The sequence below is a fragment of the Rhodococcus sp. AD45-ID genome (genome assembly GCF_003023755.1).
Taxonomy (GTDB): domain Bacteria; phylum Actinomycetota; class Actinomycetes; order Mycobacteriales; family Mycobacteriaceae; genus Rhodococcus_F; species Rhodococcus_F globerula.
Genome location: NZ_PYHL01000001.1, coordinates 3,459,065 through 3,485,590 on the forward strand (window position 1 = coordinate 3,459,065; position 26,526 = coordinate 3,485,590).

The 26,526-nt window shown below is 61.5% G+C and carries 25 protein-coding genes and 1 tRNA gene; 15 read left to right on the forward strand and 11 right to left on the reverse strand.

Annotated features, from left to right (window positions below; genetic code table 11):
* Window positions 1-195: 195 nt before the first annotated feature.
* The 3 genes from C7T36_RS15860 to C7T36_RS15870 all read left to right on the forward strand — a co-directional run bounded on the left by C7T36_RS15860 (window position 196) and on the right by C7T36_RS15870 (window position 3,473).
* Window positions 196-684 carry a Fur family transcriptional regulator gene (locus C7T36_RS15860; RefSeq protein WP_045066537.1) on the forward strand — a complete coding sequence of 163 codons (489 nt, stop codon included), beginning with the start codon at window positions 196-198 and terminating at the stop codon, window positions 682-684.
* Window positions 685-736: 52 nt separating this feature from the next.
* A complete protein-coding gene (locus C7T36_RS15865; protein ID WP_033235909.1) occupies window positions 737-2,188 on the forward strand; it encodes a catalase in 1,452 nt (483 codons plus the stop codon).
* A 295-nt stretch (window positions 2,189-2,483) separates the two neighbouring features.
* The gene (locus C7T36_RS15870) at window positions 2,484-3,473 is read left to right on the forward strand and encodes an LLM class F420-dependent oxidoreductase (protein WP_033235910.1); all 990 of its coding nucleotides are present in this window, start codon (window positions 2,484-2,486) and stop codon (window positions 3,471-3,473) included.
* On the opposite strand, the gene C7T36_RS15875 is transcribed toward C7T36_RS15870, so the two are convergent.
* Window positions 3,370-4,749: a sensor histidine kinase KdpD gene (locus tag C7T36_RS15875; protein ID WP_045066538.1), complete on the reverse strand. Its 1,380-nt coding sequence runs from the start codon at window positions 4,747-4,749 to the stop codon at window positions 3,370-3,372. The two genes, C7T36_RS15870 and C7T36_RS15875, sit on opposite strands and share 104 nt — an antisense overlap.
* Window positions 4,746-5,450, reverse strand: a complete 705-nt coding sequence (locus tag C7T36_RS15880) for a response regulator transcription factor (RefSeq protein WP_033235912.1) — start codon at window positions 5,448-5,450, stop codon at window positions 4,746-4,748. Before C7T36_RS15880 ends, C7T36_RS15875 begins: the two co-directional genes overlap by 4 nt.
* A gap of 167 nt (window positions 5,451-5,617) precedes the next feature.
* Here C7T36_RS15880 and C7T36_RS15885 point away from each other — a divergent pair, with 167 nt between their 5' ends.
* The 3 genes from C7T36_RS15885 to C7T36_RS15895 all read left to right on the forward strand — a co-directional run bounded on the left by C7T36_RS15885 (window position 5,618) and on the right by C7T36_RS15895 (window position 8,995).
* Complete coding sequence (locus tag C7T36_RS15885; RefSeq protein WP_045066540.1) at window positions 5,618-6,082, forward strand: hypothetical protein; 465 nt, start codon at window positions 5,618-5,620, stop codon at window positions 6,080-6,082.
* Between the two features lie 244 nt (window positions 6,083-6,326).
* Window positions 6,327-7,127, forward strand: coding sequence for a metal-dependent hydrolase (locus C7T36_RS15890; protein ID WP_033235971.1), 801 nt, complete (start codon window positions 6,327-6,329; stop codon window positions 7,125-7,127).
* A gap of 122 nt (window positions 7,128-7,249) precedes the next feature.
* Complete coding sequence (locus C7T36_RS15895) at window positions 7,250-8,995, forward strand: cholesterol oxidase substrate-binding domain-containing protein (RefSeq protein WP_045066877.1); 1,746 nt, start codon at window positions 7,250-7,252, stop codon at window positions 8,993-8,995.
* A 25-nt stretch (window positions 8,996-9,020) separates the two neighbouring features.
* On the opposite strand, the gene C7T36_RS15900 is transcribed toward C7T36_RS15895, so the two are convergent.
* The gene (locus C7T36_RS15900) at window positions 9,021-10,637 is read right to left on the reverse strand and encodes a DHA2 family efflux MFS transporter permease subunit (protein ID WP_045066541.1); all 1,617 of its coding nucleotides are present in this window, start codon (window positions 10,635-10,637) and stop codon (window positions 9,021-9,023) included.
* Window positions 10,638-10,799: 162 nt separating this feature from the next.
* On the opposite strand from C7T36_RS15900, the gene C7T36_RS15905 reads away from it, so the two are divergent.
* Window positions 10,800-11,234, forward strand: coding sequence for a MarR family winged helix-turn-helix transcriptional regulator (locus C7T36_RS15905; RefSeq protein WP_230590308.1), 435 nt, complete (start codon window positions 10,800-10,802; stop codon window positions 11,232-11,234).
* Window positions 11,235-11,270: 36 nt separating this feature from the next.
* Here C7T36_RS15905 and C7T36_RS15910 read toward each other — a convergent pair whose 3' ends face one another.
* Both C7T36_RS15910 and C7T36_RS15915 read right to left on the reverse strand, forming a co-directional pair.
* Entirely contained in the window at window positions 11,271-11,837 is a 567-nt protein-coding gene (locus C7T36_RS15910; RefSeq protein WP_045066545.1) for an ATPase AAA, read from the reverse strand.
* Between the two features lie 78 nt (window positions 11,838-11,915).
* Complete coding sequence (locus C7T36_RS15915; RefSeq protein WP_033235916.1) at window positions 11,916-12,947, reverse strand: ABC transporter substrate-binding protein; 1,032 nt, start codon at window positions 12,945-12,947, stop codon at window positions 11,916-11,918.
* 168 nt (window positions 12,948-13,115) lie between these two features.
* Here C7T36_RS15915 and C7T36_RS15920 point away from each other — a divergent pair, with 168 nt between their 5' ends.
* The 3 genes from C7T36_RS15920 to C7T36_RS15930 are packed head-to-tail and all read left to right on the forward strand — an operon-like array spanning window position 13,116 to window position 17,647.
* Complete coding sequence (locus tag C7T36_RS15920; protein ID WP_033235917.1) at window positions 13,116-14,672, forward strand: acyl-CoA synthetase; 1,557 nt, start codon at window positions 13,116-13,118, stop codon at window positions 14,670-14,672.
* A gap of 48 nt (window positions 14,673-14,720) precedes the next feature.
* Entirely contained in the window at window positions 14,721-16,274 is a 1,554-nt protein-coding gene (locus C7T36_RS15925; RefSeq protein ID WP_051730657.1) for an SIR2 family protein, read from the forward strand.
* Window positions 16,275-16,333: 59 nt separating this feature from the next.
* The gene (locus tag C7T36_RS15930) at window positions 16,334-17,647 is read left to right on the forward strand and encodes a wax ester/triacylglycerol synthase domain-containing protein (protein ID WP_033235918.1); all 1,314 of its coding nucleotides are present in this window, start codon (window positions 16,334-16,336) and stop codon (window positions 17,645-17,647) included.
* Here the strand turns inward: C7T36_RS15930 and C7T36_RS15935 are convergent.
* The 3 genes from C7T36_RS15935 to C7T36_RS15945 all read right to left on the reverse strand — a co-directional run bounded on the left by C7T36_RS15935 (window position 17,628) and on the right by C7T36_RS15945 (window position 19,134).
* Entirely contained in the window at window positions 17,628-17,951 is a 324-nt protein-coding gene (locus C7T36_RS15935) for a hypothetical protein (protein WP_045066546.1), read from the reverse strand. The two genes, C7T36_RS15930 and C7T36_RS15935, sit on opposite strands and share 20 nt — an antisense overlap.
* Before the next feature lie 86 nt (window positions 17,952-18,037).
* A tRNA-Pro gene (locus C7T36_RS15940) sits at window positions 18,038-18,111 on the reverse strand.
* A 54-nt stretch (window positions 18,112-18,165) separates the two neighbouring features.
* Window positions 18,166-19,134 (reverse strand): metallophosphoesterase, encoded by a 969-nt coding sequence (locus C7T36_RS15945; RefSeq protein WP_033235920.1) that lies wholly within the window; start codon window positions 19,132-19,134, stop codon window positions 18,166-18,168.
* Window positions 19,135-19,191: 57 nt separating this feature from the next.
* Here C7T36_RS15945 and C7T36_RS15950 point away from each other — a divergent pair, with 57 nt between their 5' ends.
* Window positions 19,192-19,668 carry a GatB/YqeY domain-containing protein gene (locus C7T36_RS15950; protein WP_033235921.1) on the forward strand — a complete coding sequence of 159 codons (477 nt, stop codon included), beginning with the start codon at window positions 19,192-19,194 and terminating at the stop codon, window positions 19,666-19,668.
* Between the two features lie 88 nt (window positions 19,669-19,756).
* On the opposite strand, the gene C7T36_RS15955 is transcribed toward C7T36_RS15950, so the two are convergent.
* Window positions 19,757-22,099, reverse strand: coding sequence for a transglycosylase domain-containing protein (locus C7T36_RS15955; RefSeq protein WP_045066547.1), 2,343 nt, complete (start codon window positions 22,097-22,099; stop codon window positions 19,757-19,759).
* Window positions 22,100-22,399: 300 nt separating this feature from the next.
* Here C7T36_RS15955 and C7T36_RS15960 point away from each other — a divergent pair, with 300 nt between their 5' ends.
* A complete protein-coding gene (locus tag C7T36_RS15960; RefSeq protein WP_033235923.1) occupies window positions 22,400-22,726 on the forward strand; it encodes a WhiB family transcriptional regulator in 327 nt (108 codons plus the stop codon).
* Window positions 22,727-22,757: 31 nt separating this feature from the next.
* Here C7T36_RS15960 and C7T36_RS15965 read toward each other — a convergent pair whose 3' ends face one another.
* Window positions 22,758-23,912 carry an ArsA family ATPase gene (locus C7T36_RS15965; protein WP_045066878.1) on the reverse strand — a complete coding sequence of 385 codons (1,155 nt, stop codon included), beginning with the start codon at window positions 23,910-23,912 and terminating at the stop codon, window positions 22,758-22,760.
* Window positions 23,913-23,947: 35 nt separating this feature from the next.
* Window positions 23,948-24,964 carry an ArsA-related P-loop ATPase gene (locus C7T36_RS15970; RefSeq protein ID WP_045066548.1) on the reverse strand — a complete coding sequence of 339 codons (1,017 nt, stop codon included), beginning with the start codon at window positions 24,962-24,964 and terminating at the stop codon, window positions 23,948-23,950.
* Between the two features lie 53 nt (window positions 24,965-25,017).
* On the opposite strand from C7T36_RS15970, the gene C7T36_RS30150 reads away from it, so the two are divergent.
* Genes C7T36_RS30150 through C7T36_RS15980 form a run of 3 tightly spaced genes read left to right on the forward strand, consistent with a single transcriptional unit; the run spans window position 25,018 to window position 26,443 of the window.
* Entirely contained in the window at window positions 25,018-25,191 is a 174-nt protein-coding gene (locus C7T36_RS30150) for a hypothetical protein (RefSeq protein WP_092805866.1), read from the forward strand.
* On the forward strand, window positions 25,188-25,658 hold the full coding sequence (locus C7T36_RS15975) for a RidA family protein (protein WP_033235926.1): 471 nt from the start codon (window positions 25,188-25,190) through the stop codon (window positions 25,656-25,658). Before C7T36_RS30150 ends, C7T36_RS15975 begins: the two co-directional genes overlap by 4 nt.
* Window positions 25,658-26,443, forward strand: a complete 786-nt coding sequence (locus C7T36_RS15980) for an MBL fold metallo-hydrolase (protein WP_045066549.1) — start codon at window positions 25,658-25,660, stop codon at window positions 26,441-26,443. Before C7T36_RS15975 ends, C7T36_RS15980 begins: the two co-directional genes overlap by 1 nt.
* Window positions 26,444-26,526: the final 83 nt, after the last annotated feature.

Genomic DNA, 26,526 nt, shown 5'->3' on the forward strand with positions numbered 1-26,526 from the left:
CCCCACAGGCGCCTCTCGGCGGTAGGTCGCTCGCAGCGACAATGGGGTGGGGCCCGGGGCTTGTTCGGGCGCCGACGGAGTGATCAACGGACGCCCGAGCTGTTTTGTTCCCTGGCCAAGGCTATGAGCCGCGTCACTTATTTGGTTAGGGAACCCTTTTCTTGACTAATTCCAGAAAAGGCGCATACTGGAACCATGCAAGATGACGGGCAGGATCTCGACCTCCGGGCGCAACTGCGTGCGGCCGGGTTGCGAGTCACTGCGCCTCGTCTTGCAGTTCTGAATGCGGTTACAGCCCAACCGCATTCGGACGCAGATTCTGTTGCAGCGCAGGTGCGGCAACAGTTGGGATCCGTATCCACCCAGGCCGTTTACGACGTGCTGAAGGCATGCGTAAGCGCAGGGTTGCTACGACGCATCGAGCCTGCGGGTTCACCCGCACGATTCGAGACGAGAACCGGGGACAACCATCACCACCTCGTCTGTCGTAGCTGCGGCAAGGTCGTCGACGTCGATTGTGTTGTCGGCCAAGCTCCCTGCCTTGAACCGTCCGACCGTCACGGCTTCGAGATCGATGAAGCCGAGGTCGTGTTCTGGGGCCGTTGCAACGATTGCCTGAAGAGTTCTGCCGAGTCGGGCATTGTTTCCGACGCGGTTTCACAGAATCACGATGCAGCCCGCTAGCAGTACGGCCCATATTGCCGCACAGCCCATTTGACTTTTAGGAGGCTTCGCCATGACCAAGCCCACCACGAACAACTTCGGTATTCCCGTAGCCAGCGACGACGAGTCGTTGACTGCAGGTACTCAGGGACCGGTCCTGCTTCACGACCACTACCTGATCGAGAAGCTGGCCCAGTTCAACCGTGAGCGCGTCCCGGAGCGCGTCGTTCATGCCAAGGGCGGCGGCGCTTTTGGTGAACTTGTCATCACGAACGACGTCAGCAAGTACACCAAGGCCAAGTTCCTGCAGCCCGGGAAGAAGACCGAGTCGCTGGTGCGTTTCTCGACCGTTGCCGGTGAGCAGGGTTCTCCGGACACATGGCGCGACCCGCGCGGTTTTGCCATGAAGTTCTACACCGAAGAGGGCAACTACGACCTCGTCGGCAACAACACTCCCGTGTTCTTCATCAAGGACGCAATCAAGTTCCCCGACTTCATCCGTTCGCAGAAGCGTCTGCCGGGTTCGGGTCTGCGCGATCACGACATGCAGTGGGATTTCTGGACTTTGCGTCCCGAATCCGCGCACCAGGTGACGTGGCTGATGGGTGACCGCGGAATTCCGAAGACGTGGCGCAACATGGACGGCTTCGGCTCGCACACGTACCAGTGGGTCAACGCCGCCGGTGAGCGGTTCTGGGTGAAGTACCACTTCAAGACCGATCAGGGCATCGAGTTCCTGACGCAGGCAGAGGCCGACAGCCTCGCCGGCAGCGATCCCGACTACCACCGCGCGGATCTGTACAACGCAATCGAAGCCGGCAACTTCCCGAGCTGGACCATGAACGTTCAGATCATGCCGGTCGACGAGGCCGAGGGCTACCGCTTCAACCCGTTCGACCTCACGAAGGTGTGGTCCCAGAAGGACTACCCCCTCATCGAGGTCGGCAAGTGGACTCTCAATCGCAACCCGGAGAACTTCTTCGCGCAGATCGAGCAGGCGTCGTTCGAGCCGTCGAACGTCGTGCCGGGCATCGGTTTCAGCCCGGACAAGATGCTCCTCGGCCGTGTGTTCTCCTACGCCGACGCCCATCGTTACCGCATCGGCACCAACTACGCCGATCTGCCGGTCAACGCACCGAAGAACGAGGTGAACTCCTACTCCAAGGAGGGCGCCATGCGTTACAGCTTCAACTCGCCGTCGACGCCGGTGTACGCGCCGAACTCATATGGCGGACCGCACGCCGATCCGTCGGTTGCCGGTGACGAAGGCCTGTGGTCGTTCGACGGTGAAGCAGTTCGCGCCGGATACATCGAGCACGCTGAGGACGGCGACTTCACTCAGGCCGGAACCTTGGTCCGTGAGGTCCTCGACGACGCAGCGCGTGAGCGCCTCGTGAGCAACATCGTCGGTCACGCAAGTGCCGGAGTAAGCGAAGCAGTTCTGCTGCGCGTCTTCGAGTACTGGAAGAACGTGGACGCCGATCTGGGCAAGCGCGTCGAAGAAGGCGTGCGCGCCGGTCAGTAAGAGGCAACCTCGTACGTAAGAATGCGGGCCGCTGCAAGGGAATCCAACTCCTTGCAGCGGCCCGCATTTTCTCGTTTCAGAGTAGCCCCCACCAGTAGAACAGCGTTGCAAGAATGAATTCGACGACAAAATCCACGACGATTCTCCTTCACTTTTCACGTACATTCCATGATCCGCGCCAGCCGAGACTGTTTCGACTGAGGCTTCGGCGGGCAGTCGAGTCGTAGGACTGTCAGTGCGGCCAATTCGGCACTGCGCAGCCCTTTCGGCACTCGGGTTGAGGAGATGATCGGCCATGATGCGTATCGGCTACACGTTGATGACGGAGCAGGCTGGGCCAAAGGACCTGGTCCGACATGCGGTTCGGGCCGAGCAGGCCGGGTTCGACTTCGAGGTGATGAGTGATCACTACTCGCCGTGGCTGACCGAACAGGGGCACGCCCCGTACGCCTGGTCCGTTCTCGGAGCGATTGCGCACGCCACCGGATCGGTTGATCTGATGACGTATGTGACGTGTCCGAGTATTCGCTATCACCCCGTGGTGATCGCTCAGAAGGCCGCGACGGTGCAGATACTCGCGGATGGGCGGTTTACGCTCGGATTAGGGACCGGCGAGTGTCTCAACGAGCATGTGGTCGGTGACGGATGGCCGTCGATCGATGCCAGGATGGACATGCTGGAGGAAGCGGTTGCCATCATTCGGGCGCTGCATTCCGGAGATCTGGTGACCTGGAAGGGTGAGTACTTCGACGTTCAGTCGGCACGTATCTGGGACTTGCCCGAAATTCCTGTCCCACTCGCGATTGCGATGTCCGGTGACAAGTCCGTCGAGCGATTCGGGCCGATGGCGGACGATCTGATCGGTGTGGAACCTGATTCGCGGCTCGTTCATCAATGGAAGCATGTTCATGGTCGCGCGTTCGGACTTCCTCCGGCGCGCACGGCAATCGGTCAGATTCCGATTTCCTGGGATGACGATCGAGACGTCGCCATCGCCAGGGCCCATCAGCAGTTCCGATGGTTCGGTCTCGGCTGGCCCGTCAACTCCGAGCTGCCGACCCCGGCCGGGTTTGCTGCCGCGTCGCAGTTCGTCCGCAAAGAAGATGTGGCAGAAAACATCCCGTGTGGTCCAGATCTCGACGCGATCGTCGAAGCGGTCAAAGCCTACAAGGATGCGGGCTTCACCGATGTGGCGCTGGTGCAGATCGGTGGCGATACGCAAGACCGCTTTTTCGACGAGGCTGCAAAACCGCTGTTGGAGGCCCTGCACGTCGAATTGGGTTGATGGAGAAGGTCAATCGGGTTCCGCCGAGAGGGCTTGCGTCGAGTCGTGCGCTGCCACCGTGCAATTGAGCCTGTTGAGCGACAAGGGCAAGTCCGAGGCCGCTCCCGGACTCGCCTGCGCCGGTTCCGCGAACAAAGCGCTCGAACATCGCTTCTCTCTCGGTCGGGGCTATTACGGCACCGTTGTCGTCGACGACGATCGTGGCGGATCCCGTGCTCACCCCGGCTCGGACGGTGATTTCGACCGCGTCGGCGTGGCCGTGCCGGACGGAGTTGGTGACGGCGTTGGTCAGCACCAGACGAATGCCTGCGGGAAATGCCTGGACCGAAAGCTCGTCCGGCGCTTTCAAACGGACGGCGACCTGGGGGTGCAGTCGAGCGACATCTGCGACGGCGCGATCGGCTACCTCCACGAGATCGACGTCGGCGCAGTCCTTCGGATCGGCCACGTCACCCAGGGCGAGTGTTTCCAGATCGGTGAGGGTGCGCTCGATCTGGCGCTGCGCCTCCAACAACTCGCCGGCCAGTTCGCGGCGTTGACTTTCCGTGAGGTCCAGCGTCGCGAGAACTTCCAGATCGGTGCGCATCGACGTCAGCGGGGTACGCAGCTCGTGAGCGGAGACGCGAGCGAAATCGCGTGCCGACTCCAGCGCTTCCTCGGTGCGGCTTCGATCGCTTTCGATCCGGCTGAGCATGCTGTGGATTGCTTCGGACAGTTCCTCGGCTTCGCGCGTCCCACGGACTGACGGTGCCCGGAGGGAGAGTCCTTCGACGTCGAGGTTGCTGCCGATCGAACTGGTGGTCTCGGTTAATTGCTGCAGGGGGCGGACAGCTCGGCCGGTGAGGAACCAACCGAGCCCGGCCGCGGCGAGAATCGCGACCACTGCCGCAGCCGCCACCTGGAACTGCTGCTCGCGGATTGCCTGCGCGAGTGGATCTTCGGGGATGGTGACGGCGAGTGCAGCTCCGCTGTCGCCCGGGAGGAGCACATCTCGACTGCGGACGTCGGTAGTAGCCAACGCGCTGATGCCCGTGGCATTGAAGCCGGGGTCGACTACGAGCGGTTGTGTTGTTGCGGTGGGTGACTCGAACAGAATTGCAGCCGGAGAACTCGACGCAATGCCGAGAGTGACCGAATCGAGAGTGCGTTCCAGTTGTTCGGAGCCGCCCACGCGCAGGAAGACCGCAAACGCAATTCCGATCGCGGCAATGACGATGCCGGCGGCCAGACCCGACGCGATGGCTACTCGGGTCTGCAGTGACAGCGGCCGCTTCACCGTTCGGCCCTCAAGACGAAGCCGACCCCGCGGACTGTGTGGATTACCCGAGGTGCACCGTCGATCTCGAGTTTCTTGCGTAGGTAGGTGACAAACACATCGACGACATTGGTGTCGGCGGCAAAATCGTAGCCCCAGACGAGTCGCAGGAGTTGTGCGCGGTTCAGCACCACGCCGGCATGCTCGGCGAGGACGGACAACAGGTCGAATTCTCGTTTGGTGAGTTCGATTCGCCGGCCGCCGATATGGGCGCGATGACCGCGGAGATCCACAGTCAGAGGTCCCACCGTGATCGGGTGATCGAGAGTCGGGGCGCTTCGCGTCGTTCGTCGTAGCAAGGCGCGCAGTCTGGCAACAAGCTCCGCCAACTCGAAAGGCTTGGTGAGGTAGTCGTCGGCGCCCGCCTCCAACCCGGCAATGCGATCCCCCACCGAACTTCGGGCGCTGAGTACACAAATCGGAACGTCGTTGCCGATCGCCCGCAAGGCTGTCACCACCCCGACACCGTCAAGACCGGGCATGTTGACATCGAGAACGAGGGCAGACGGGCACTGCTTGCTCACCGAGGCCAAGGCAGAACGGCCGTCTACCGCTGTTGCCGTGTCGAAGCCGGACAGTCGCAGTCCACGTTCGAGCGAATTCAGTACCTTTGCGTCGTCGTCAACGATCAGGATGCGCTCGCGTGTACTCACCCCAGCCATAGTGCCACCGGATTTCGGTCGACGGCCTCGCGCCGAGCGAGGGCCACCGCTTTCTCATCAACTCCTAAGAAACCGACAACAGATCTGCAGGGTTGGCTTCATAGCCTCGGGTTTCTCGGATGCGACCGCGCCGAGAATTCGAGAACGTTCGATCAAGGAGAGCAACGATGACGCGATTGACAGTGAACGGCAAGCGGGCCAGGCGGACCGGTGTGGTGGTGGCGTCCATGGCGGTACTCGGGCTGGCCGTGACTCCGGGAATCGCCTGGGCTTCCAACCCCATTGCCGACGGATCGCCGGTGGCCGTGCGATCCATCGCGACTGCTCCGTCCGAGCCCGGTGTGGAACCGGAAGCAGCGTGCGGTGCCGCGACGCCGATTTCCGACGAGGAGCTGCAGAAGCTCATCGACGAGGGCAAGGTTGTGCGCGCGGAGGAGGCCGGTACAGCGGCGCTCACGATTGAAGTACCGAGCGAAGCTGCGACCTTCATTGCACGTGAGGGAATGCCGGCGCTGCCGACCGTCGAGTGGGCCCCGGCGATCGAGGGTGTTCCGGCAGAAGTACTCGACGTGGCCGGGGTCGCTCCGCTGGTTGAAGGGGTTGCTCTGTCTTGCGCTGTCGCCGCGGGGTGACACGCGAAATAGCTCAGCGGGGTGACACGCGAAAGGAGCTACGCATGAACCGTTTTGACCGGGAACGGTACGACCGTACTGAACTCGAGAACGACGACGGTGAAGTCTGTCGGTAGCACTTGCTACGTTCGTGGCGGTCTCGGCGAACATGCCGAGGCCGTCGCCATCGGCGTCATGTGTGTGGTGTCTTGGGTCGAGTCCGATGGACTAGACACAGGGCGCGTTTCGAAAGGTGTTGTGTTTCATGGTCATGGGCCCCACCCACGCGATGTCCGGTGCTGCTGTGGGTCTGGTGGTTGCCGAACTCTTGCCCCTCGACTGGGGTGGGCCTACCTCCACTGCCGAAACCCTGACGTTTGCCGGGGTATGTGCGGGTGCTGCCTTGCTTCCGGATCTCGACACGAGCCAGTCGACGGTTTCCCGGTCGTTCGGGCCACTGAGCAAGGCGCTGGCACAGGGTGTTGATGCGATATCGGTTGCCTTCTATCGGATCACCAAAGGCAAGAAGGACGGTAAGCGGCGTGGTGGTCACCGGACACTCACCCACACGGCGTTGTTTGCGGCCGGGTTGGGCGCCGGCGTTTCCGCGCTGGTTGTCCAGTTCGGAAAGCCCGCAATCATCATCACGTTGTTCTTCTGTCTGGGGTTGGCGATTCGCGGTCTCGCGGGGGACTTTGCGAAGGACAAGGGCTGGCTGGTCGTCTCCGCGTTGGCGCTGGTCCTGTCTGCGGTGACGTGGCAGCAGTATCCGAGCGAGGCTGGGTCCACCGGATTGGGCGTCGCAGTTGCGCTCGGATGTGCGACGCATTGTCTGGGTGATGCCATCACCAAGGAAGGCGTGCCGTTTCTTGCGCCGCTCATTCCGTTGGGTGGCAAACGGTGGTGGGAACAGCGACTTCCGTCGTTCCTGTCGATCCGCGCGGGTGGCAACCTCGAAAAGGTGTTGATCGGCCCGGCGCTCACGCTCCTCACTGTCTGGCTGATCGTCGGTGCGTTCGACGGTGCGTCCGAAGCCATCTATGCGGTGTTCTCACCGACTCCGTAACTTTTTATTACGGAACCACTGGCATCGTAATGGAACTTGTTCTAGGTTCATCTCTAACGTAAGTCCGATTCGGCAGAGACGAGTAGTCCGTGGAACGCAGCGGTTCAGCAGATCAAAGCGCAGTGGATCGACCATCCAACGCCGGATCCGTCAGCAGGCGGGGATTCCTGGCGGCCGGTGTCGGCGCCGCTGCGCTCGCAGGCCTGACCTGGTCGCCGGCCGGAGCGGTGCCATGGGGCCCACAATCCACCCTCGCTCCGCCGCCCGACTTCCCGGCCGGTATCCCGCTTTCCCAGCAGGCCTACGCCAACTGGTCCAAGGAGATCGTTCTCGATCACGTGTGGACGGCAACGGCTCGCAGCTCCGATGACGTGGTGACCCTTGCCAACTGGGCGCACCGCAACGGGTACACCGTCCGCGCTCGCGGCACGATGCACGGGTGGAGCCCGCTGACAGTGGTCCCGGGTGCACCAGTGGATCGAGTGCTGTTGGTGGACACAATGGTTCACCTGAATTCCGTCGAGGTGCACAGCGACGGAGAGCAATCCGTCGTAACCGCCGGTGCCGGTGCCAGCATCGAGTCGATCCTCACGGCGCTGCAGGACCATGGCTTGGGTTGGGCCAACTCTCCGGCCATCGGGGATCTGTCCATTGCCGGCGCGCTCGCAATCGGAGCCCACGGCGCAACCTATCCTGCAGCGGGAGAAACCATTACCCCCGGACAGTCGTTCGGATCACTGAGCAACCTGATCACGGCCATGACCGTCGTGGTGTGGGACAGCAGTTCGGGGAGCTACACGCTTCGCGAATTCGCCCGCTCCGATGTCGAGAGCACGGCATTTCTGACCCATCTCGGGCGCACATTCGTCACCTCCGTCACCCTGCAAGCCGGCGAGAACTACCGGCTGCGCTGCCAGAGTTTCACCGATATCCCGTGGCAGGAACTCTTTGCACCGCCAGGATCGCCGGGTCGCACCTACGAGAGCTTTGTCGAAGCGTCCGGACGCGTCGAAGCTATCTGGTTCCCCTTCACGTCCACGCCGTGGCTGAAAATCTGGACACCGACGCCGGTCAAACCGCCCGAGTCGAGGGAAGTGCACGGCCCGTACAACTACTTCTTCTCCGATGCACTCCCCGAAGCAGTCACCACCCCACTCGGGATGGTGGCCAAGGGATTGCAAGCGGCTACGCCGCTGTTCGGCGCTTCCCAGTTCGGCGCCGTTGCAGCCGGATTGGTGCTCACGGACACCGACGACCTGTGGGGCTGGTCCAAGGACGTGCTGTTCTATCTGCGACACACCACGGTGCGAGTTGTCGCGGGCGGCGGTGCGGTCATCACGAAGCGTTCCAACATCGCCCGTGTCATCCACGAGATGACAACGTGGTTGAACGAGCGGATGACGCACCTCGCATCGATGGGGCAGTATCCCGTGAACATGCCCTTCGAAGTGCGCCTGTGCGGCGTCGACGACAACGGCGAAGTCCTGGTGGACAGTGCCGGCGTGCCGGATCTATCGGCGGTGCGGCCGCGGTCGGATCGCGACGACTGGGACACCGCCATCTGGATGAATGTGGTGTCCATTCCCGGAACTCCGGGTTTGCCGGCGTTCCTTCGGGATATGGAACGGTGGATGGTCGCGAACTACTCCGGTGATTACGCCACCTTCCGGCCCGAATGGTCGAAGGGTTGGGCATTCACCAACGACGCCGCCTATCAGGACGACGAATTCCTCACGCGCACAATCCCTGCCACCTTCCGGGCGGGCGGTGACGGAAATTGGGACGCCGCCCTCGCGACCTTCGACAAATACGATCCGCACCGAGTCTTCAGCAACACCTTCATCGACCGGTTCATGCCGTCTGCCTGAGTCTCACCGTGCAAGTTTTTCTGCGTCAGCCGACGTCCGCTGCTGCCTTCGTTTCCTGCTCGGGTGACGAGAACGGCTTGTTCGGGATGAGTGCCGTGGCGATCAGGCCAACTACAACAAATCCGGCCGCAAGGTATCCGCCGAGTGTGATGCCATGTGTCATTGCGGATTGGGCTGCGTCGGCAACGAAGGCAGTGCTCGGCGAGCCGGCCAGCGAGTCGATGGCCGCGCCGGCGCTGTCGGTGACCGCCCGCGTCAACTGATCGGCCTGAGCTTGGTCGACACCGGATTCGGTGAGGTCGTTGTTCAGAGTGGAATTGAGAGTGCTGAAGAAGACCGTGGTGAGGATGGCGATACCCAGTGCGGATCCGAGTTGGCGGAACGCACTCTGAATGCCGGAGCCTTGACCGGCGCTCTGTTCGGGAATTTCCTCGAGCACGACGTTGGTTACCTGCGCCGTCGCGAATCCGACGCCGATGCCGTAGAAGAACAGCACTGCGGCAATGGTCCACCAGGGGCTGTCTGTCGCAGCGATGAATCCGAGACCAGCGAGGCCGAGCGCTTCGAGAGCCAGACCGATACGGACCAAGCCCAACGGCGAGACCTTCGATGCCAGTCCGAAACTGGCGCCACTGGCGACAAAGCTGCCGATGGCAATGGGGACCAGGGCGAGTCCGGCTTGGAGTGCGCTGTATCCAAGCGTGAACTGAAGCCAGAGTGGAAGCACCGCAACGATTCCGAACTCACCGAGTCCGATGATCAGCGTCGCGATGTTGCCGTTGCGGAACGACGAGATGGAGAACAACCGCACGTCCATCAGTGCCCGCGACGGATCGTCACTACGGGTGAGCATGGTTTGCCGGTAGGCGAATGCGCCGAGCGAGATGACGGCGAGAACCAGCGCGATCAGAACCGGGGACGGTCCGCTGGACCATGACAGGCCGAACAGTTCGCAGGGCTGCTTCGTGGTCAGCCACCCGTACGTACGTCCCTCGACGAGGCCGAAGGCCAGCATGCCCAGGCCGGCGATGGACAGTGCCGCTCCGGTGGCGTCGATGCGCCCAGTGGTGCGCGGCGAGGGAGCGATGAACAGCACTGCGCCGACGAGAATGAGCGCAGCAAGCGGAATGTTGATCCCGAATGCCCAACGCCACGAAGCGTGTTCGGCAAGCCAGCCGCCGAGCAATGGGCCGAGGGCGGAAGCTGCACCGATGGTGGAACCCCACACTGCGAATGCCTGGCCGCGGGCTTTGCCGGTGAACATCGCGTTCAGAAGCGACAGTGAGGTGGGCAGGATCATGGCCGCGCCGGCGCCCTGCAGGAATCGCGCCAGGATGAGCAGGCCGCCGTTCGGTGCCAGTCCGGCCAGCAGGCTCGTTGCGCCGAACACGACGACACCGGCGATGAAGACGCGACGGGCGCCGACCAGGTCGGCAACTCTGCCGACCAGAAGCAGGAGTGCCGCGAACACGATTGCATAGGACTCTTGGATCCATTGAGCCTGAACGGAATTGATTCCGAGATCTTCGATGATCGAGGGGACTATGACGTTGACGATGGTGGTGTCGACGACGATCAGTGCCACGCCGAGTGCAATGGCGATCAGGCCCAACCACTTGCGGGTGGTGGGTGAGATGTTCATGAATAAACCTCCATTGTGAAGTAACTTCACGATGAAGGTATATTTGGGACGGTAAGTTGTCAATGTGCGCGCTGGGCTCGACCGGCCGCCGTCTGGCACAGGAAAGGTGGGATCACCGAGGTGGAAGCACCGCGCGACATCTCCGTGGAGCGGGAGCGGCTGATGGATGAATTCCGCGCGTACGGTGCGACGTTCACCGAATTCAGCCATCGATTCGCGTCGTGGCTTGGTCTGCATTCCACCGACGCAACTGCTCTGATGGAAATCACCGCGGCTGAGGAGAAAGGTGCGCCGCTCTCACCCGCACGTCTTGGAGAGCGGATCTCACTGACGTCGGGCGCCACTACCGCGTTGCTCAACCGCCTGGAAAAGGCGGGACATATCGTCCGGACCCGCGAGAATGCAGACCGTCGAGTGGTCACGCTGCACAGCAGTGCGCATGTGCAGGACCTGGCTGACGAGTTCTTCGGACCACTCGCCGTACGACTCGACGCCATGATGGAGAAATACCCGCCTGAACTGCTCAGTCGATTCGAGGAATTTCTCGTCGACCTGCACTCGACGATGAACGAACACCTCGAGCAAGACAATCGCTGAACAAAAATGCCGCTCGACTCCGGAGAGTCGACCGGTTCACGCCCTAGTTTGCAGCGGTCCCGCGATCCACCGTTCGATGTCGGCATGGGTCCGTAGGCAGACAATCGTGAGGTCCGGTCGCCGATCTCGCAGTGCCGCGATCCGGAGTGCACTCGTACGGTGCGTGTTCCAGGCCCAGCGAACGATGTGATCTCGGTCGGAGAAGAACGTGTGTAGTGGTGGCTCGATATTGCCGTTCCACAAGACTTTTCGCCCCAGCCGCCTCTGTACCGTCCGAACGATAACCTGGCGCATCACGGTGCAGCGCGACAGGTCCAGCCACACAAGAAGATCCGCTTCATCGGCGAGTAGATCGCGAACGGACCGGTACTGCCATTCCGTCACCCACCGCGGCGCCGAACTGAATGTTGTGACGTCGAACAGGAATTGCTCTCGCGGTGTCCAGTTCGGGCCGTGATAGAGACCGTCGATCTCGACGTGTTCGATGCCGAGAAGCGTTCCAATTCGGGAGGCCAAGGTCGTTTTTACGGAACCGGATGTTCCCGCTACGAGAATGCGCTTTGGGCATCCGGGCAAGCGATCTTCTGGACCGAGAAGAGGCACGAGAACACTGTAGCCATCGGCCGAATCAAAAAAAACGGCGAGGGAAATAGCAATTCCCCTCGCCGTCTTCTGTCGTAACTACTTTCCGAGCTTGGCCTGCAGGTCCTCGAGAACCAAGTTGGCGCCTGTCGGGCCGAGACCCAGGAACCAGGTTTCGTCGCTGACTTCGCTGGCGCGACCGTCCTTGACGGCGTCCATCGTTGCCCACAAGGGGCCGGCGGTGACGGTGGTTTGACCGGTGTCAGCGGGACTTCCGTAGCTGGAGTAGAAGATCTGATCGCCCTCGGCTTGGGTGATCGTTTCCGGGCTAACCTCGACGGCCAGTTCGTCGATGTCCTGGATTGCCGGACGGGGGAGTCCGACGTCCTTCAGGATGACGCCGATGAAGGACAGGTTTCCGTACAGACGCAGCTTGCCGGACATGAAGCGGACCAGCGAGATGGTCGGGGAACCGTCGATCGACGCGCGGACCTCGTCGGCATGGGCCTGGTAGTCGTTGAGGATCTGCTCGGCTTTCGTCTCTTCACCCAGTGCGTCACCGGCAAGGAGGAAGTTCTCCTTCCACGGGAATCCGGGACGGATGCTGAAGACCGTCGGCGCGATCGCGGACAGCTGCGGGTACAGCTTGTCCTGGCGCAGTTTGCTGCCCAGAATCAGATCGGGCTTCAGGGCAGTGATGGCTTCGAGGTTGAGATTGTTGGTGGTGCCGACATCGGGGACGCCCACCAACTTGTCGGCGAGGTACGACGGCTGGCCGGCTGCGCTTTCCGGGCTGGCGATACCGACCGGGGTGATGCCGAGTGAGAGGACTTCGTCCAACTCTCCGCTGTCCAGGACGACGACTCGGGTCGGCTTGGTCTCGAGTGTGACCTCGCCCAGTGCATGTGTGACGGTGCGCGGGAACTCGCCGGGAGCGGAGTCACTACCGAGCTTCGCGGTTTCCGTGTCGGCGGTGCTGAACAGCTTGCCGCCGGTCGCGACGTCGGTGTTTCCGTTGGCGTTACTTCCGGCGTCGGAAGTTCCACAGGCTGTTGCTGCAAATACTGTCGCCAGCGCAACCATGGCGATCCGGACCGATGTGCGGGTCCGGAATGAAGTACGAGTGAGCATTAGGCAAGGCTACGCTTGTGGTATTGGGCACTTTTAGCTGGTCTCGGGGCGAACATTGCTGATCCCGACTAACGGAACCTACTCCGCATTTTGCATTCGGCGACTCGGTAAAAGTGTTAGCTTCGCGAAAGACCTGCCAATTGTGAGCGAAGACACGTGAGGAACCCGATGACCCTGAACGTTGCCGATCTGTTCGAGGCCGTTGCCGATGCGATTCCCGATCGAACACCGCTGATTCTCGAGGAAAGGCGTCTCACTTATCGGGAACTCGAACTACGGTCCAACCGATTGGCGCACCACCTTCAGTCCGTCGGCGTCAAACCGGGGCAGCACGTCGGAATCCACATGAGGAACTGCGTTGAATATGTGGAAGCGCTACTGGCCTGCATGAAGATCAGGGCCGTTCCGATCAACGTCAACTTCCGCTACACCGACGTCGAACTTGCGTACGTCTATACCAACTCGAAGATGGTGGCATTACTGGTCGAGGATGAATTCGCGGAGATTGCATTGGGCGTTGTACCGCAGTGCCCCGAGATCGACCACGTTCTCATCGTCGGCGACGAGTACGAAACTGCACTGGCCGCAGCGTCCGACGTCCGGGATTTCGAGACTCGCTCAGACGATGACCATTTCATCATCTACACCGGCGGAACTACGGGTATGCCCAAAGGCGTTGTCTGGCGCCACGAAGACTTCTTCTTCGCTGCTCTGTCCGGAGCCAACCTCAGCGGGCCGCCGCGTCGTAGTCTCGAAGAAGTGGTCGACGCTGCGATTGCGAATACCAATCCCACTGTGCTGCTGCTCATTCCACCGCTCATGCATGGCGCTGCCATCTACTCGCTGCTCACTGCCTTTCTGATGGGAGCGCCGCGAGTCCTGACCCGGAGCTTCGACCCCCTCGACGTGCTCAGGCTCGTCGAGGCCGAGAAGATCACCGGCATCACTGTTGTCGGCGACGCGATCGCCCGTCCGATCGCCGATGCGATCGCCGCGGCCGACGGTAAGTACGACATCTCCTCGTTGAAACTGATCGGATCCGGCGGCGCGCTGTTCTCGCCGAACCTCAAGGAAGAGTTGAAGTTTCGAATTCCCGGGTTGGTGATCAAAGATGCGTTCGGTGCCTCCGAATCCGGTAACGACGGCGTCGTCGAATTCGGCGAGGACGGAACGAAGCGAATTCGCTCCAACCCCAACATGATTCTGGTCGACGAGGAATTCCGTCGGATCGAACCGGGCTCGGATACCGTCGGCTACATCGCACGAGCGGGGCATGTGCCACTGGCCTACTTCGACGATCCGGAGAAATCAGCCGCGACGTTCCCCGTTGTCGACGGTGTACGGATGGCAGTCCTGGGCGATATGGGAACGATGGAAGTGGACGGCACGATCGTGCTGCTCGGACGCGGTTCCATGTGCATCAACTCGGGCGGAGAGAAGGTGTATCCCGAAGAGGTGGAACAGGCGCTCAAGACTCACCCAGCGGTTTTCGACGCCCTCGTGGCGGGTGCACCCGACGCGCGGTTCGGGGAGAAAGTGGCTGCGGTTGTCCAGATCAGGCCTGGGTTCGAAGATGTGGAACCAGATGCCCTGTCCGAGCACTGCCGGATTCATGTGGCGGGGTACAAGATTCCCCGTTCGATCGTTCTTGTACCGGCGATCCTCCGCTCACCGAGCGGAAAAGCGGATTACCGTTGGGCCAAGGAAACCGTCGCTGGGGTGTAAGCGCAGCGGTTTGCGGACACCTGTGCTGGAGATCGCTGGGAGTCGTGTGTGGCTGGGAACGATGCAGGTGCAGGGCATGTGTTTGTTGTTCGCGGACGGCTCGAATCGGTTGACTGGGACGCAGCTGTCGTCTCGACGAGCGGTAGTTTCCTACCACGCGAGCACTGGTGGCCTGTGCTTGGACTCACTGCACAGTTGGACTTCGCACCGGCCGGCGCTGGTCGGGTTCGGTCCTTTCCGAAGGAGGGGCGTCCAGCTTGGCTGTTGAATGTCGCGTCGCGGATTTCGGTGGACTGGTTGGTGGAGGGCGTCTACGAAGTCCTTGACGTGATCGCCAGAACTGGAATTCAGCCGGGCGGTAGCCGAGTCAAACCGCTCGTTGCGTTGCCGACGTTCGGAGTGGGCTTGGGTGGCCAGGGTGGAGTACGCGGCCACGTAATCAAGGCACTGATCGACGCCGCAGCAGTGTGCGCCGACAAATACGACTTCGATATAGCATTTGTCGTTGCCAATGCCGCCGATTATGCTGCCTACCAATCTGTTCGGCGTGGGCATCTGTGTAGCGCCGGAGTACCTCCGCAGGTCCAGCAGCTAGCAGATCGACTGCGTGCCGGTGACGTCTCGTTGTTGTTGGGTGCGGGAGTCAGTATTCCGGCCGGATTGCCTTCGTGGGACAGTCTCCTTGACCGGATTCGAAGCGAAGCGCTTCCGTCTATCGATGCCGAATTGTTCTCCGGTCTCGGAGTTTTGGATCGCGCACAACTGCTGTCCAAGGCATTGCATCCTCAAGGATTGGGCGCCAGCGTTGTCGAGTTGACCGGGGGTGGCGCCAAGCCGACGCTGTCTCATTGCCTACTTGCTTCACTGGGCGTGACCAAAGTGGTCACCACCAACTACGACTCGCTCTACGAGAAAGCTTTCGAATCTGCTCACGGCCGAGGTTCGATAGCGGTGCTCCCAAGGGAGGAAGCAACCGCAAGCCGCCCCTGGATACTCAAGATGCATGGCGACAGCGGAGACCCGGACAGTATCGTGCTGAGCAGACGAGATTTCGTCAGATACGACGCAGAGCGGCGCCCGCTGGGATCAATTGTTCAGTCCCTCATGGCTACTGGTCACCTGGTTGTTGTCGGGGCTTCAATGACCGATGACAACGTGCTCAGGCTTGCTCACGAGGTGCTCGCTCTCGACGAACATAACGGTCGACAGAGAAAGATCGGAACAGTGATAACTCTGCGCCAAGACAATCTGCGAACTGAATTATGGAAGAATGACTTCGACTATGTCGCGGCGTCGGAAGCAGATAACGACTCTGCTGCCGCTCGCGATCTCGAGATATTTCTCGACAACCTTGCAATTCTGACAACCGTCGACACGCCGTATCTCTTGGATGTGAACTACAGCGGGTTGCTCGATGGTGAAGAGATCGCACTTGCAGATTCCTTGCGCGAAGTTGCCAAGATCGTTCGTTCTCTGCCGGAATCAAGTCGCGAACGATGGGGAGTTCTGGAAGCGACGCTGCACAGGTTGGGTGCGGAAACGCGGCCTATGCGTCGTCGCCGGGGTGTAAACGATCGGGCGAACATTTCGCGAAGCGGGTAGTGGTTGTTTACCCTTTTCATGCCCGCTTTGTCTCGATTAGGCTGGATCGGAGATTTGTCGTGCCTGCCAAACAACTGACCTCAGTGGATTTCGAATTGATTCCCGCAAATATGGAAACCCGCTCCACTGATGTCCTGACGATTTTCCTGTTCGATTCGGGTGACTCGACTCCGCTCGACAAGAAGGAACTACTCGAGTTCCTCGGTGCACGCGCGTCGAGGATCCCACAATTGCGGTGGACCGTGACCACAGTTCCCGGCGGGTTCGGGTTTCCCTATTGGATCGACTCCGCACCCTTCGATATCACCAAGCATGTCGAAGACAATGTCGAAATATCCTCGTGGAAAGGTGTTTTCGAATACTTCGCCGACATTGCCGCACGGATCGTCGATCCCTACGAATGTCTGTGGCGGTTGCACGTTGTTCGAGGTGTTCGTGATGCCCCAGGGGTGCAGGGTGAAGCAACGGTGGTGATCCTCAAGGGCTCGCATGCATTAGGTGACGGGCATGTGTACAACGCGATTGTTCACGACCTGTTCTCGTCGAAGCATTTACCCGACTTCATTCCGGAACTCACGGCGCCGAACCCGTGGTGGTCGTCCGTCAAAGGACTCCTCGGAACTCCGCGCCGGTATGTCCGCGCATTTCGTGCTCTGCCGGAAACCCGGAAATACGACGCACCGGATTCCGGCGGTGGTGCCGTGACCTTTACGGGCAAGCGGTCGGCTGCCGCCATCATGCTCGATCTGGTGGCGATTCGAGAAGCCAAGAAAATGTGGCCAGGCGTGACAGTGACGGCTATCGCCCAGACGATCATCTCGTTATCACTGGAAGAACATTTTGGTGACAAGAGTCCACGCTCGATGCAGGTGATGTCCGGCGCCCCCGTAGGGGCAGAGGTGCGCGGACAAAATCACATGGGTTGCTATCACGTCGATCTGGCGATGGATAAACAAGATATTGCGGAACGACTTGCCGCGATCACCACAAACAACAACCACGGCAAAGCGGAATATCCTGACGCATACCGGGCCGTACGTGCGCTGCAATACGAACTTCCGGCTATTGCGGTCAAACCTGAATTGTCATCGGATCCGAAACTGGGAACTGTAGCGAGCAGCGTCAATCGTGGACCGGCCGTCATGACTCTCGGCGATTCAAGAATCGTTTCGACCACGTCATTTCCGTACGTGTCGCCGCGGAGCCCGTTCAATCACGGGATCTACTCGGTGGGTGACGTGCTTGCGATCTCGGTACTCAGCGGAACCCCGGACAGCGGTGACATCGATATCTACGCGGCTGTCCTGGAGAAGAACGCGGCCCGCGTCCTGGCGTGCCTCGAGGAACGAAGTACTAAAGCCACGGCTCGATAGGCTTCTTCACCCACATGATCTTCTCGTCGGCGTGCGTGCGCTGCGCCTCAGCGCGATCAGGATGCGCCGCTGCCCACTGATCCTTCTCGTCGATGAGACCGGCTGCGATGGTCCAGGTCTCCCGGGTGCTCGGGGGATTCGCGTCGGCGGCACGCGCGAGTTTGCGCAGTCGATCGTCGGGCATGTCGAGTAGTTCGGCGGCGGTGATCCCACGATTCCATGCGAACTTGGCCAGACCCACCGCCTTCTCACGTCGACTGCGACTGGCGATGTCGTTGTGCGCGAAGTCCTCGTTCTTGCCCATGGGTAACCACCTCCTGGAGAGCACGGTACAACAAAAGAAGGCACCTTCTCCGCGAGGAAAAAGTGCCTTCTTCAAGTTCTTCACTGTCGGGGTGGCGGGATTTGAACCCACGACCTCTTCGTCCCGAACGAAGCGCGCTACCAAGCTGCGCCACACCCCGTGTCGAACCTCGGTTAGCTTACAGCACGAAGTCGGCAGGCATTAAATCCGCAGGTCAGTTGCGTAAAACCGGCGCAGCTGAGTGAGCGGAACCGCGCTCGGTGGAGTGCTCCGGTTCGCGGCCGGTAGACGGCACCAACGTCAACAGGGTTGCCTCGGGGCGGCAGCAGAAACGTACCGGAGCCCACGGCGAGGTTCCGATGCCGGCAGACACGTGAAGCTGTGTGTGAGCACCCCACTTGGACGGGCCCTTCACGCGGGAGCGGTCCAACTCGCAGTTGGTGACAAGCGCGCCGTAGAACGGCAGGCACAGCTGCCCGCCGTGTGTATGGCCGGCGAGAACAAGGTCGTAGCCGTCCTCGGCGAACCGATCCAACACCCGGGGTTCGGGGGAGTGCGTCAAACCGAGCTTGAGCTGAGCCAGGGGATTGGGCGGGCCCGCGATGGTGTCGTAACGATCGCGCTTGAGATGCGGATCGTCGACGCCTGCCGTCGCGATCTTGATGCCAGACACCTCGAGTTCGCGTCGTACATGCGTCACGTCGAGCCAACCACGTTCGGTAAATGCAGCCCGCAGGTCTCCCCACGGCAGCGGATCGCCCGTGATGCGCTTCTTCTTGTCGAAGAGGTAGCTCAACGGGTTCTTCGGCTTCGGAGCGAAGTAGTCGTTGCTGCCGAACACGAATAGACCGGGGCGTGCGAGCAGGTCGCCCAGTGCCTGGACAACTGCGGGGACACTGCGCTGGTGCGACAGGTTGTCGCCGGTGTTCACCACGAGATCCGGGTCGAGGCTTTCGAGCTCACGCAACCAGTTCTGCTTCAATCGCTGGTTAGGCATCATATGCAGATCGCTGAGGTGGAGAACCCGCAACGACGACGACCCCGGCTCGAGTACGGGCATCGTCACCTCGCGCAACGTAAAAGCATTGCGTTCGATGCCGGATGCGTACCCGATTCCGAGTGCAGCGACGCCCGCGGCACCAAGTGCGGTGCGGGTCAGGTTGGTGCGGAACTGGTCAGACACCAGTCAAGGATATAACTAAGGGGACGGGAGGCGGGGCGTGCGCGTAGCGTTTCCCCCATGTCCGACACGACAGCAACGCTCAAAGACAAACTCCGTTCCGACATGGTCGCATCCATGAAGGCCAAGGATCCGCTTCGCACCGGCACCCTCCGGATGCTCATCGCAGCAGTTCAGACCGAAGAGGTTGCCGGTAAGGAAGCGCGAGTCCTCACCGACGAAGAAATCATCAAGGTTCTTGCCAAGGAATCGAAGAAGCGCGGGGAATCCGCCGAAATCTACACCGAGAACGGCCGTGGTGAACTTGCCGCGAAAGAGCGCGCCGAAGCGCAGATCATCGACGAGTACCTGCCGACGCCGTTGACCGACGCAGAACTTGTCGACGTCGTCGACACGGCGATGGCGCAGGTAGCCGAGGAGCTCGGCGAGCGTCCGGGTATGCGTCAGATGGGTCAGGTCATCAAGGCCGCCAGTGCTTTGGCCAAGGGTAAGGCTGATGGCGCGCGTATCTCCGCTGCCGTGAAGTCTCGCCTGTAGGCGTCACCGACAGCGCTTGTCAGCTCCACCGACAAAAGAGAACGGCCGCAACCTCGTGTGAGGGTGCGGCCGTTCTTTCGTGCGGGTGTTAGCGCGGTTGTGGCGCTCCGGGTGCCGGCGAATCGGGTGCCGGTGAGGCCGGAGCAGGTGAGCCGTCCGGTGCCGCCGGTGCTACCGGTGCGCGTACCGACCCGTCACTGATGTAGATCGTGATGGTGGAACCCGGTATCGCCGAGCCCGACGGAGACGCGCCGGTGACAGTTCCGGCACGCGCGCCCGATGCGGACGTCACCGCGTTGACGGTGAATCCCGACTCCTGCAGGCGGGACGTGGCAGCGGACTGGCTCAATCCGACAACCTCGGGAACCTGTCCGTTCTGCGAGCCACGTGCATACTTCTGATCGATCGGCGGAAGCGCCGTCGGACCGAAATTGTTGGCAACCGGCATCATCGCGGCGAACCAGCTCCGAGCCGGTTCGGTACCGCCGTACAGGTTTCCGCTGTAGCACGGGCGAAGCGGAGTCGAGCAGATCTCACCCGGAGTCGGGGAGTCGCCGAAGATGTAGACGGCCGCGGCCAGATTGTTCGTGAAGCCGAGGAACGCCGAAGACTTGTGGGTCTCCGTGGTACCGGTCTTACCGGACATCGGCAGAGACCATCCAGCGCTGCCTGCGGCACCCGCAGATGTACCTGCACCCACGTCGTCGCGGCTGAGCGCATTGGCGAGGGTATCGGCCAATCCGGGCTCGACTACCTGCTCGCAGCCCTGTTCCGTGACCGTCACCGGCTTGCCGTTGCGGTCGACGACGGAATCGATCGGACTGGGCGGGCACCACTTGCCGTGCGACGCCAATGTTGCCGCGACGTTCGACAGTTCGAGCGGATTGATCCAGGTCGGGCCGAGCGTGAACGAGCCGAGATTCTGTTCCTTCTGGAAGTCGGCCATGCTGCGATCGTCGAAGCCCGACGTATTGGGCTCGGCGTACGAACGCAGGCCGAGACGCACGGCCATATCGACTGTCGGCGTCACACCGGTTGCTGCGATGAGCTTCACGAACGCGGTGTTGGGCGACTGCGCGAGAGCATCCGTCACCGACATCGTCGCCGGATAGTTACCGACGTTCTCGACGCAGTACGTGGACACCGGACATCCCGCCGCGCCGCCACTACCGAAGCCCTTGGCGTCGAAGCGGCGGGGAACATCGAGCATCGCGTCGATGCCGAGGCCCTTCTCCATGGCGGCGGCGGTGGTGAAGACCTTGAACACCGAGCCGGCACCGTCACCTGACAGTGAATACGGCTGAGCCAGGACGGTTTCGCTGGCGTCGGCGTCGAGACCGTACGTGCGGCTGCTGGCCATCGCCACGACCTTGTGCGAGTCCTGGCCGGGCCGAATCACGCTCATGACGTTGGCGATGCCGTCAAGGTCCGCCTTGGCGTTTGCGTTGAGACCAGCCTTGGTGGATGCCTGCACCGCCGGGTCGAGCGTGGTTTTGATGAGGTAGCCGCCCTCATTGATCTGCTCGCGACTGATCCCGGCGTCCGAGAGGTATTTGAGTGCGTAGTCGCAGAAGAATCCGCGGTCACCGGCCGCGATGCATCCGCGCGGGAGCGTATTTGGGGTGGGTAGAACACCCAACGGTTCGTCTTTGGCCGCCCGGAACTCGTTGGCCCGGTCGGAAATGTTGGTGATCATGGTGTCGAGCACGGTGTTGCGGCGCTCGGTGACACCTTCGACGTTGGTGTACGGGTTCAAGGCCGAACTCGACTGAACCATGCCGGCGAGCATCGCGGACTGCGGAACGCTCAAGTCCTTGGCGTCGATGCCGAAGTACGTCTGAGCGGCATCCTGGATTCCGAAGGAACCGTTACCGAACGGCACCAGGTTCAGGTAGCGGGTGAGGATCTCGTCCTTCGTGAGTTCCTTGTCCAGGGTGAGCGCCATCCGGATTTCGCGGATCTTGCGAGCCGGAGTGGTCTCGATCGCGGCGCGGCGCTCAGCATCGGTTTTTGCGACGACCAACAGTTGGTAGTTCTTCACGTACTGCTGATCGAGCGTCGACGCACCCTGCTGGACCTCACCGGAGGTGGTGTTGGTCAGGAAGGCGCGCAGCGTTCCCTGCCAGTCCACTCCCTTGTGATCGGGGAATCGACGGTCCTCGATGGAGACGATCGCCAACTTCATGTTGTTCGAGATCTGGTCGCTCGGGACTTCGAACCGGCGCTGCTCGTACAGCCAGGCGATGGGATTGCCCGCCGAATCGACCATCGTCGATACCGCGGGGACCGTGCCGTCGACCAACTCAGCTGAAACGTTGTCGACCGTGTCCGCGGCTCGATTGGATGCGAATCCGAGTCCGCCTGCCAGCGGAAACATCACTCCGGCAACGAGGACACCGGCCAAGGCAGAGCTTCCGGCGAGCTTCGCCACTGTTTTTGCAATCGACACGATCTACAGAGTACGTGTGCGCACCCCATGGACGTGGCACGCGAAGAATTCGTGCCGAATAAAACGTCCTGAACACCCGGTTTGTACTGCCGTACCAAAAAAGGTGGACGCCCGTCTTGCGTCTGGGCGTTTCTTTACCTAAATTGTGTGAACGGTGTGATTGACATAACACTCGATCACGAATGTGTCTCAGCTTTCGTCGTGATATCCCGCGACGGAAGCAGAGATGTTGTGCTGCTCGCCCTCGAGGCGACGGACATACTTTGTAGAGGGGACCAGAGAATGTACACAGCCACCCCGAGTAGCCGTTTGGATGTCGAACAAGCAGAGGCTCGCATCGCCTGGGTAACACAGGCACGCTGCCGCGAAGTAGATCCGGATCAGCTTTTCGTTCGAGGTGCCGCGCAACGTAAGGCAGCAACAATCTGCCGACACTGCCCGGTCCTGATGCAGTGCGGCGCCGACGCTCTCGACAACCGCGTCGAATTCGGAGTGTGGGGCGGGATGACCGAACGCCAGCGACGCGCTCTCCTCAAGCAGCACCCCGACGTCGACTCGTGGTCCGAATTCTTCGAGGATCGACGCCACCAGCAGTCAACTGCTGTCTGACCTAGCTTTTTCTGGTCTAGCCTTTCCTGATCTAGCCCTTCCGAGTGAGCTGATCGCCCACAGCGCGCAGTGCCTCGAGGTCTGATACCTCGAACGGCAGTGACGGAACGCCGATCAGCGGCACCCTCGGATGAGCTGCGGTAAACCGGCTCAGCAGCGCCACCTCACGTTTGGCGATTGCTGCGCGGTGAGCATGAATGCGAAGCACCGCCTCCGTTAGTGCCTCGGCGTCGGTCGGGGTCTCCTTGGCTGCGAGTTTGTCCGCGGCCGTTGCCGCGTGATCAGCCGGCAGTGCGGTCAGAGTCGGATGTGTTCGGTTCAACACCAACCCGGCTAGCGGCATCGAATCTCCGGCCAGGCGGTCCACGAAAAACGCCGCTTCCCGCAACGCGTCAGGTTCCGCAGCAGCGATCACCAGAAAATGGGTGCCTGGCTGACGCAGGAGTTCGTACGTCTTGGTTGCGCGCTCACGGAAGCCGCCGAACATCGAATCGAGCGACTGAACAAACGCCGACGCGTCAGCGAGCATCGCACTTCCGACGATCGTCGACACACCCTTGAGTGCCAATCCCATGGCGCCGGCAACAAGCTTGGTCAAACCCCGCCCCGGAGCTGAGAGCAACCGGATCATCCGGCCGTCGAGGAAGGTTCCCAGTCGCTGCGGAGCGTCCAGGAAATCGAGTGCGTTCCGGGACGGCGGCGTATCCACGATCACCAGGTCCCACTTGTCGTTCGACGCGAGCTGTCCCAGCTTCTCCATCGCCATGTATTCCTGAGTGCCGGAGAACGATGTGGCAACGGTTTGATAGAAGGGGTTCGCGAGGATCTGCTGAGCCTTCTCGGGGCTGGAGTGCTCGAGTACCATCTCGTCGAACGTGCGACGCATGTTGAGCATCATCGCGTGCAACTCGCCCGTTGCTTCCGGACCGAGTTTCACTGGTTGCGGTGTGTTGTCGAGTTCCGCGACGCCCAGAGCCTGAGCCAGCCGTCTCGCCGGATCGATCGTGAGAACGACGACGCGTCGGCCCTGCTCGGCCGCCCGCAACGCCAACGACGCCGCAGTGGTGGTCTTGCCGACGCCACCCGCGCCGCAGCACACCACAATTCGTGCGGTCGGATCGTTGATGATCGCCGAGATGTCGAGCACCGGAGCACTGCGGCGTCCGGTTCTGGAACTGCCGACCATGACATTGTCAGGGACCGCGTTTTCGGTGGTTTCGGTCATCGGACACCCTGTTCCATGAGGTATTCGGCCAGTTCGTAGAGGCCACCCAGATCGACGCCGTCGGCCAGAGTAGGCAAGTGCAGTCGGGCGCCGTCGATCTCCTGCAGTTTCTCCGCACTGGATTCCTGCGCTTCGAGAACAGACGCGTGCTCGATGGTTTCCGTCAGCAATCCGGCGAAGTCGTCGTCCGACAGTTCGAGGCCGACATCCGTGAGCGTGGATCGAATGGACGCGGCATCGATCTCTCCGGCCGCAGCACCCGCCAGAGTGCCCTCCGGCAGGAACTTCGGGCTGGTGCGGTTGACGATGATCGCGCCGAGATTGAGCTCGTCGCGCGCCAATTCCAAGGCGGCATCCGCGGTTTCCTGCACGGGCAGAGCCTCGAGTAGCGCCACCAGATGCACCACTGTTTCCGGCGAGTGCAGCAGTCGCACGACGCCCTCACTCTGCGAATGCACCGGCCCACCTTTGGCGAGATCGGCCATAGCCTTCGTGACGTCGAGGAAACTGCCGATCCGGCCCGTCGGCGGGGCGTCGACGACAACAGCGTCGTATACGCGCTTCCCGGTCCGATCGGTGCGGATGACGCACTCCTTGATCTTGCCGGTGAGCAGTACGTCACGCAGGCCAGGTGCAATGGTCGTGGCGAACTCGATGGCGCCGAACTTGCGCATCGCGCGGCCCGCGAAGCCCAGGTTGTAGAACATCTCCAAGTACTCGAGGAAAGCCGTCTCGATATCGACGGCCAACGCCATCACCTCACCGCCACCCTCGGCAGCTGCGACTTTCGTTTCCTGCGGGGGCAGCGGTGGCACGTCGAAGAGCTGCGCAATTCCCTGGCGGCCCTCCACTTCCACCAGCAGAACGCGTCGGCCGCCTTCGGCTAACGCCAGCGCCAAGGCGGCGGCTACCGTCGACTTACCGGTCCCGCCTTTTCCCGACACAAAATGCAGGCGGGCCTTCGATGCGGACTCCGGCCAGCTCTTGCTCAGCTCATCTTGGGATGCAACCACACCGCGAGCCTATAAGTCTGGGGCCGAAGATGTGCGCGGGATAGGCTCACCGCATGAGTGAATTGACTTCCTGGGAATACACCGTTACTCCGTTGCTGGTCCACAACCCGAAGGCCATCCTCGATAATTGGGGCGTCGACGGTTGGGAGCTGGTGACGGTTCTTCCGAGCGCGTCGGGCGAACAGCACGTCGCATACCTCAAGCGTCCGAAGGTTGCAGGCGCATGACCGAAACAACACAGACCTGGTCAGCGCGTCTCGCGGAACTCGGCATCGAACTGCCCGCGGTTGCGGCGCCGGTCGCTGCCTATGTCCCTGCGGTTCGTAGTGGCGATCACGTCTACACCTCGGGCCAGTTGCCTTTTGTCGACGGAAAGCTGTCGCTGACGGGCAAGCTAGGCGCGGACGCGTCGGATGCTGACGCAAAGGCCGCCGCGCGTGTCTGCGCGCTCAACGCTCTTGCCGCGATCAACGCTCTGGTTGGCATCGACAACCTGGTTCGTGTGGTCAAGGTCGTCGGATTTGTCGCCTCCGCGCAAGGCTTCACCGGTCAGCCCGGCGTGATCAACGGCGCGTCCGAATTCCTCGTCGAGGTCTTCGGCGACGCAGGCATTCACGCTCGCTCCGCTGTCGGTGTTGCAGAACTTCCCCTCGGCTCCGCTGTCGAGGTGGAACTGATCGTAGAAGTTCGCTGATGACAACGGTTCATCCCGCATACGCGCAGCTTCGCCGCGTCACCGACATCGCGTCGGTCATGCTCGAGAACAACCCGGGCATGATGACGCTCGACGGCACCAACACCTGGATTCTGCGGGCGCCGGGCAGTGACCAGTATGTAGTCGTCGATCCCGGTGACAACGACGAAGAACATCTGCAGCGAGTGGCCGGAGTCGGCGCGGTGGCGTTGGTCCTGATCACGCATCGGCACTTCGATCACACCGGCGGAGTGAGCCGTTTTCACGAATTGACCTCGGCGCCAGTGCGTTCCGTTTCTCCCGAGTTTCTGCGCGGCAGCGGTACGACGCTCGTCGACGGTGAACTCATCGAGGTTGCCGGGCTGCGCCTGCGTATCGTGGCAACTCCCGGTCATACCGCGGACTCGGTCTCGATCGTCATCGAGAACGAGGGCAGTGTGCTGACGGGTGACACGATACTCGGCCGTGGCACAACGGTTCTCGATGATTCGGACGGCGATCTGGGGGACTACCTCGCATCGCTGCGTGCGCTCATCGAACTCGGTGACGGGCGAACCGTTCTTCCTGGGCATGGCCCGGAATTGCCTGACCTGCAGGAGATTTCGAAGCACTACCTCGCGCATCGCGAAGAACGGCTCGATCAGGTGCGAACGGCATTGGTCTCGCTCGGCGATTCCGCGTCGGTACGCGACGTGGTCGAGCACGTCTATTCGGATGTCGATCCGAAACTCTGGCCGGTGGCAGAAAAATCGGTCAACGTGCAGTTGGCGTATCTGCGTCGTTGAACTGTGTTGCGGAACTGCCGCCGGGGCGAGCGAAGCGACGGGGATGTGCCTGTTATGCCAATTGAGGTATAGCTGGCGGCAGT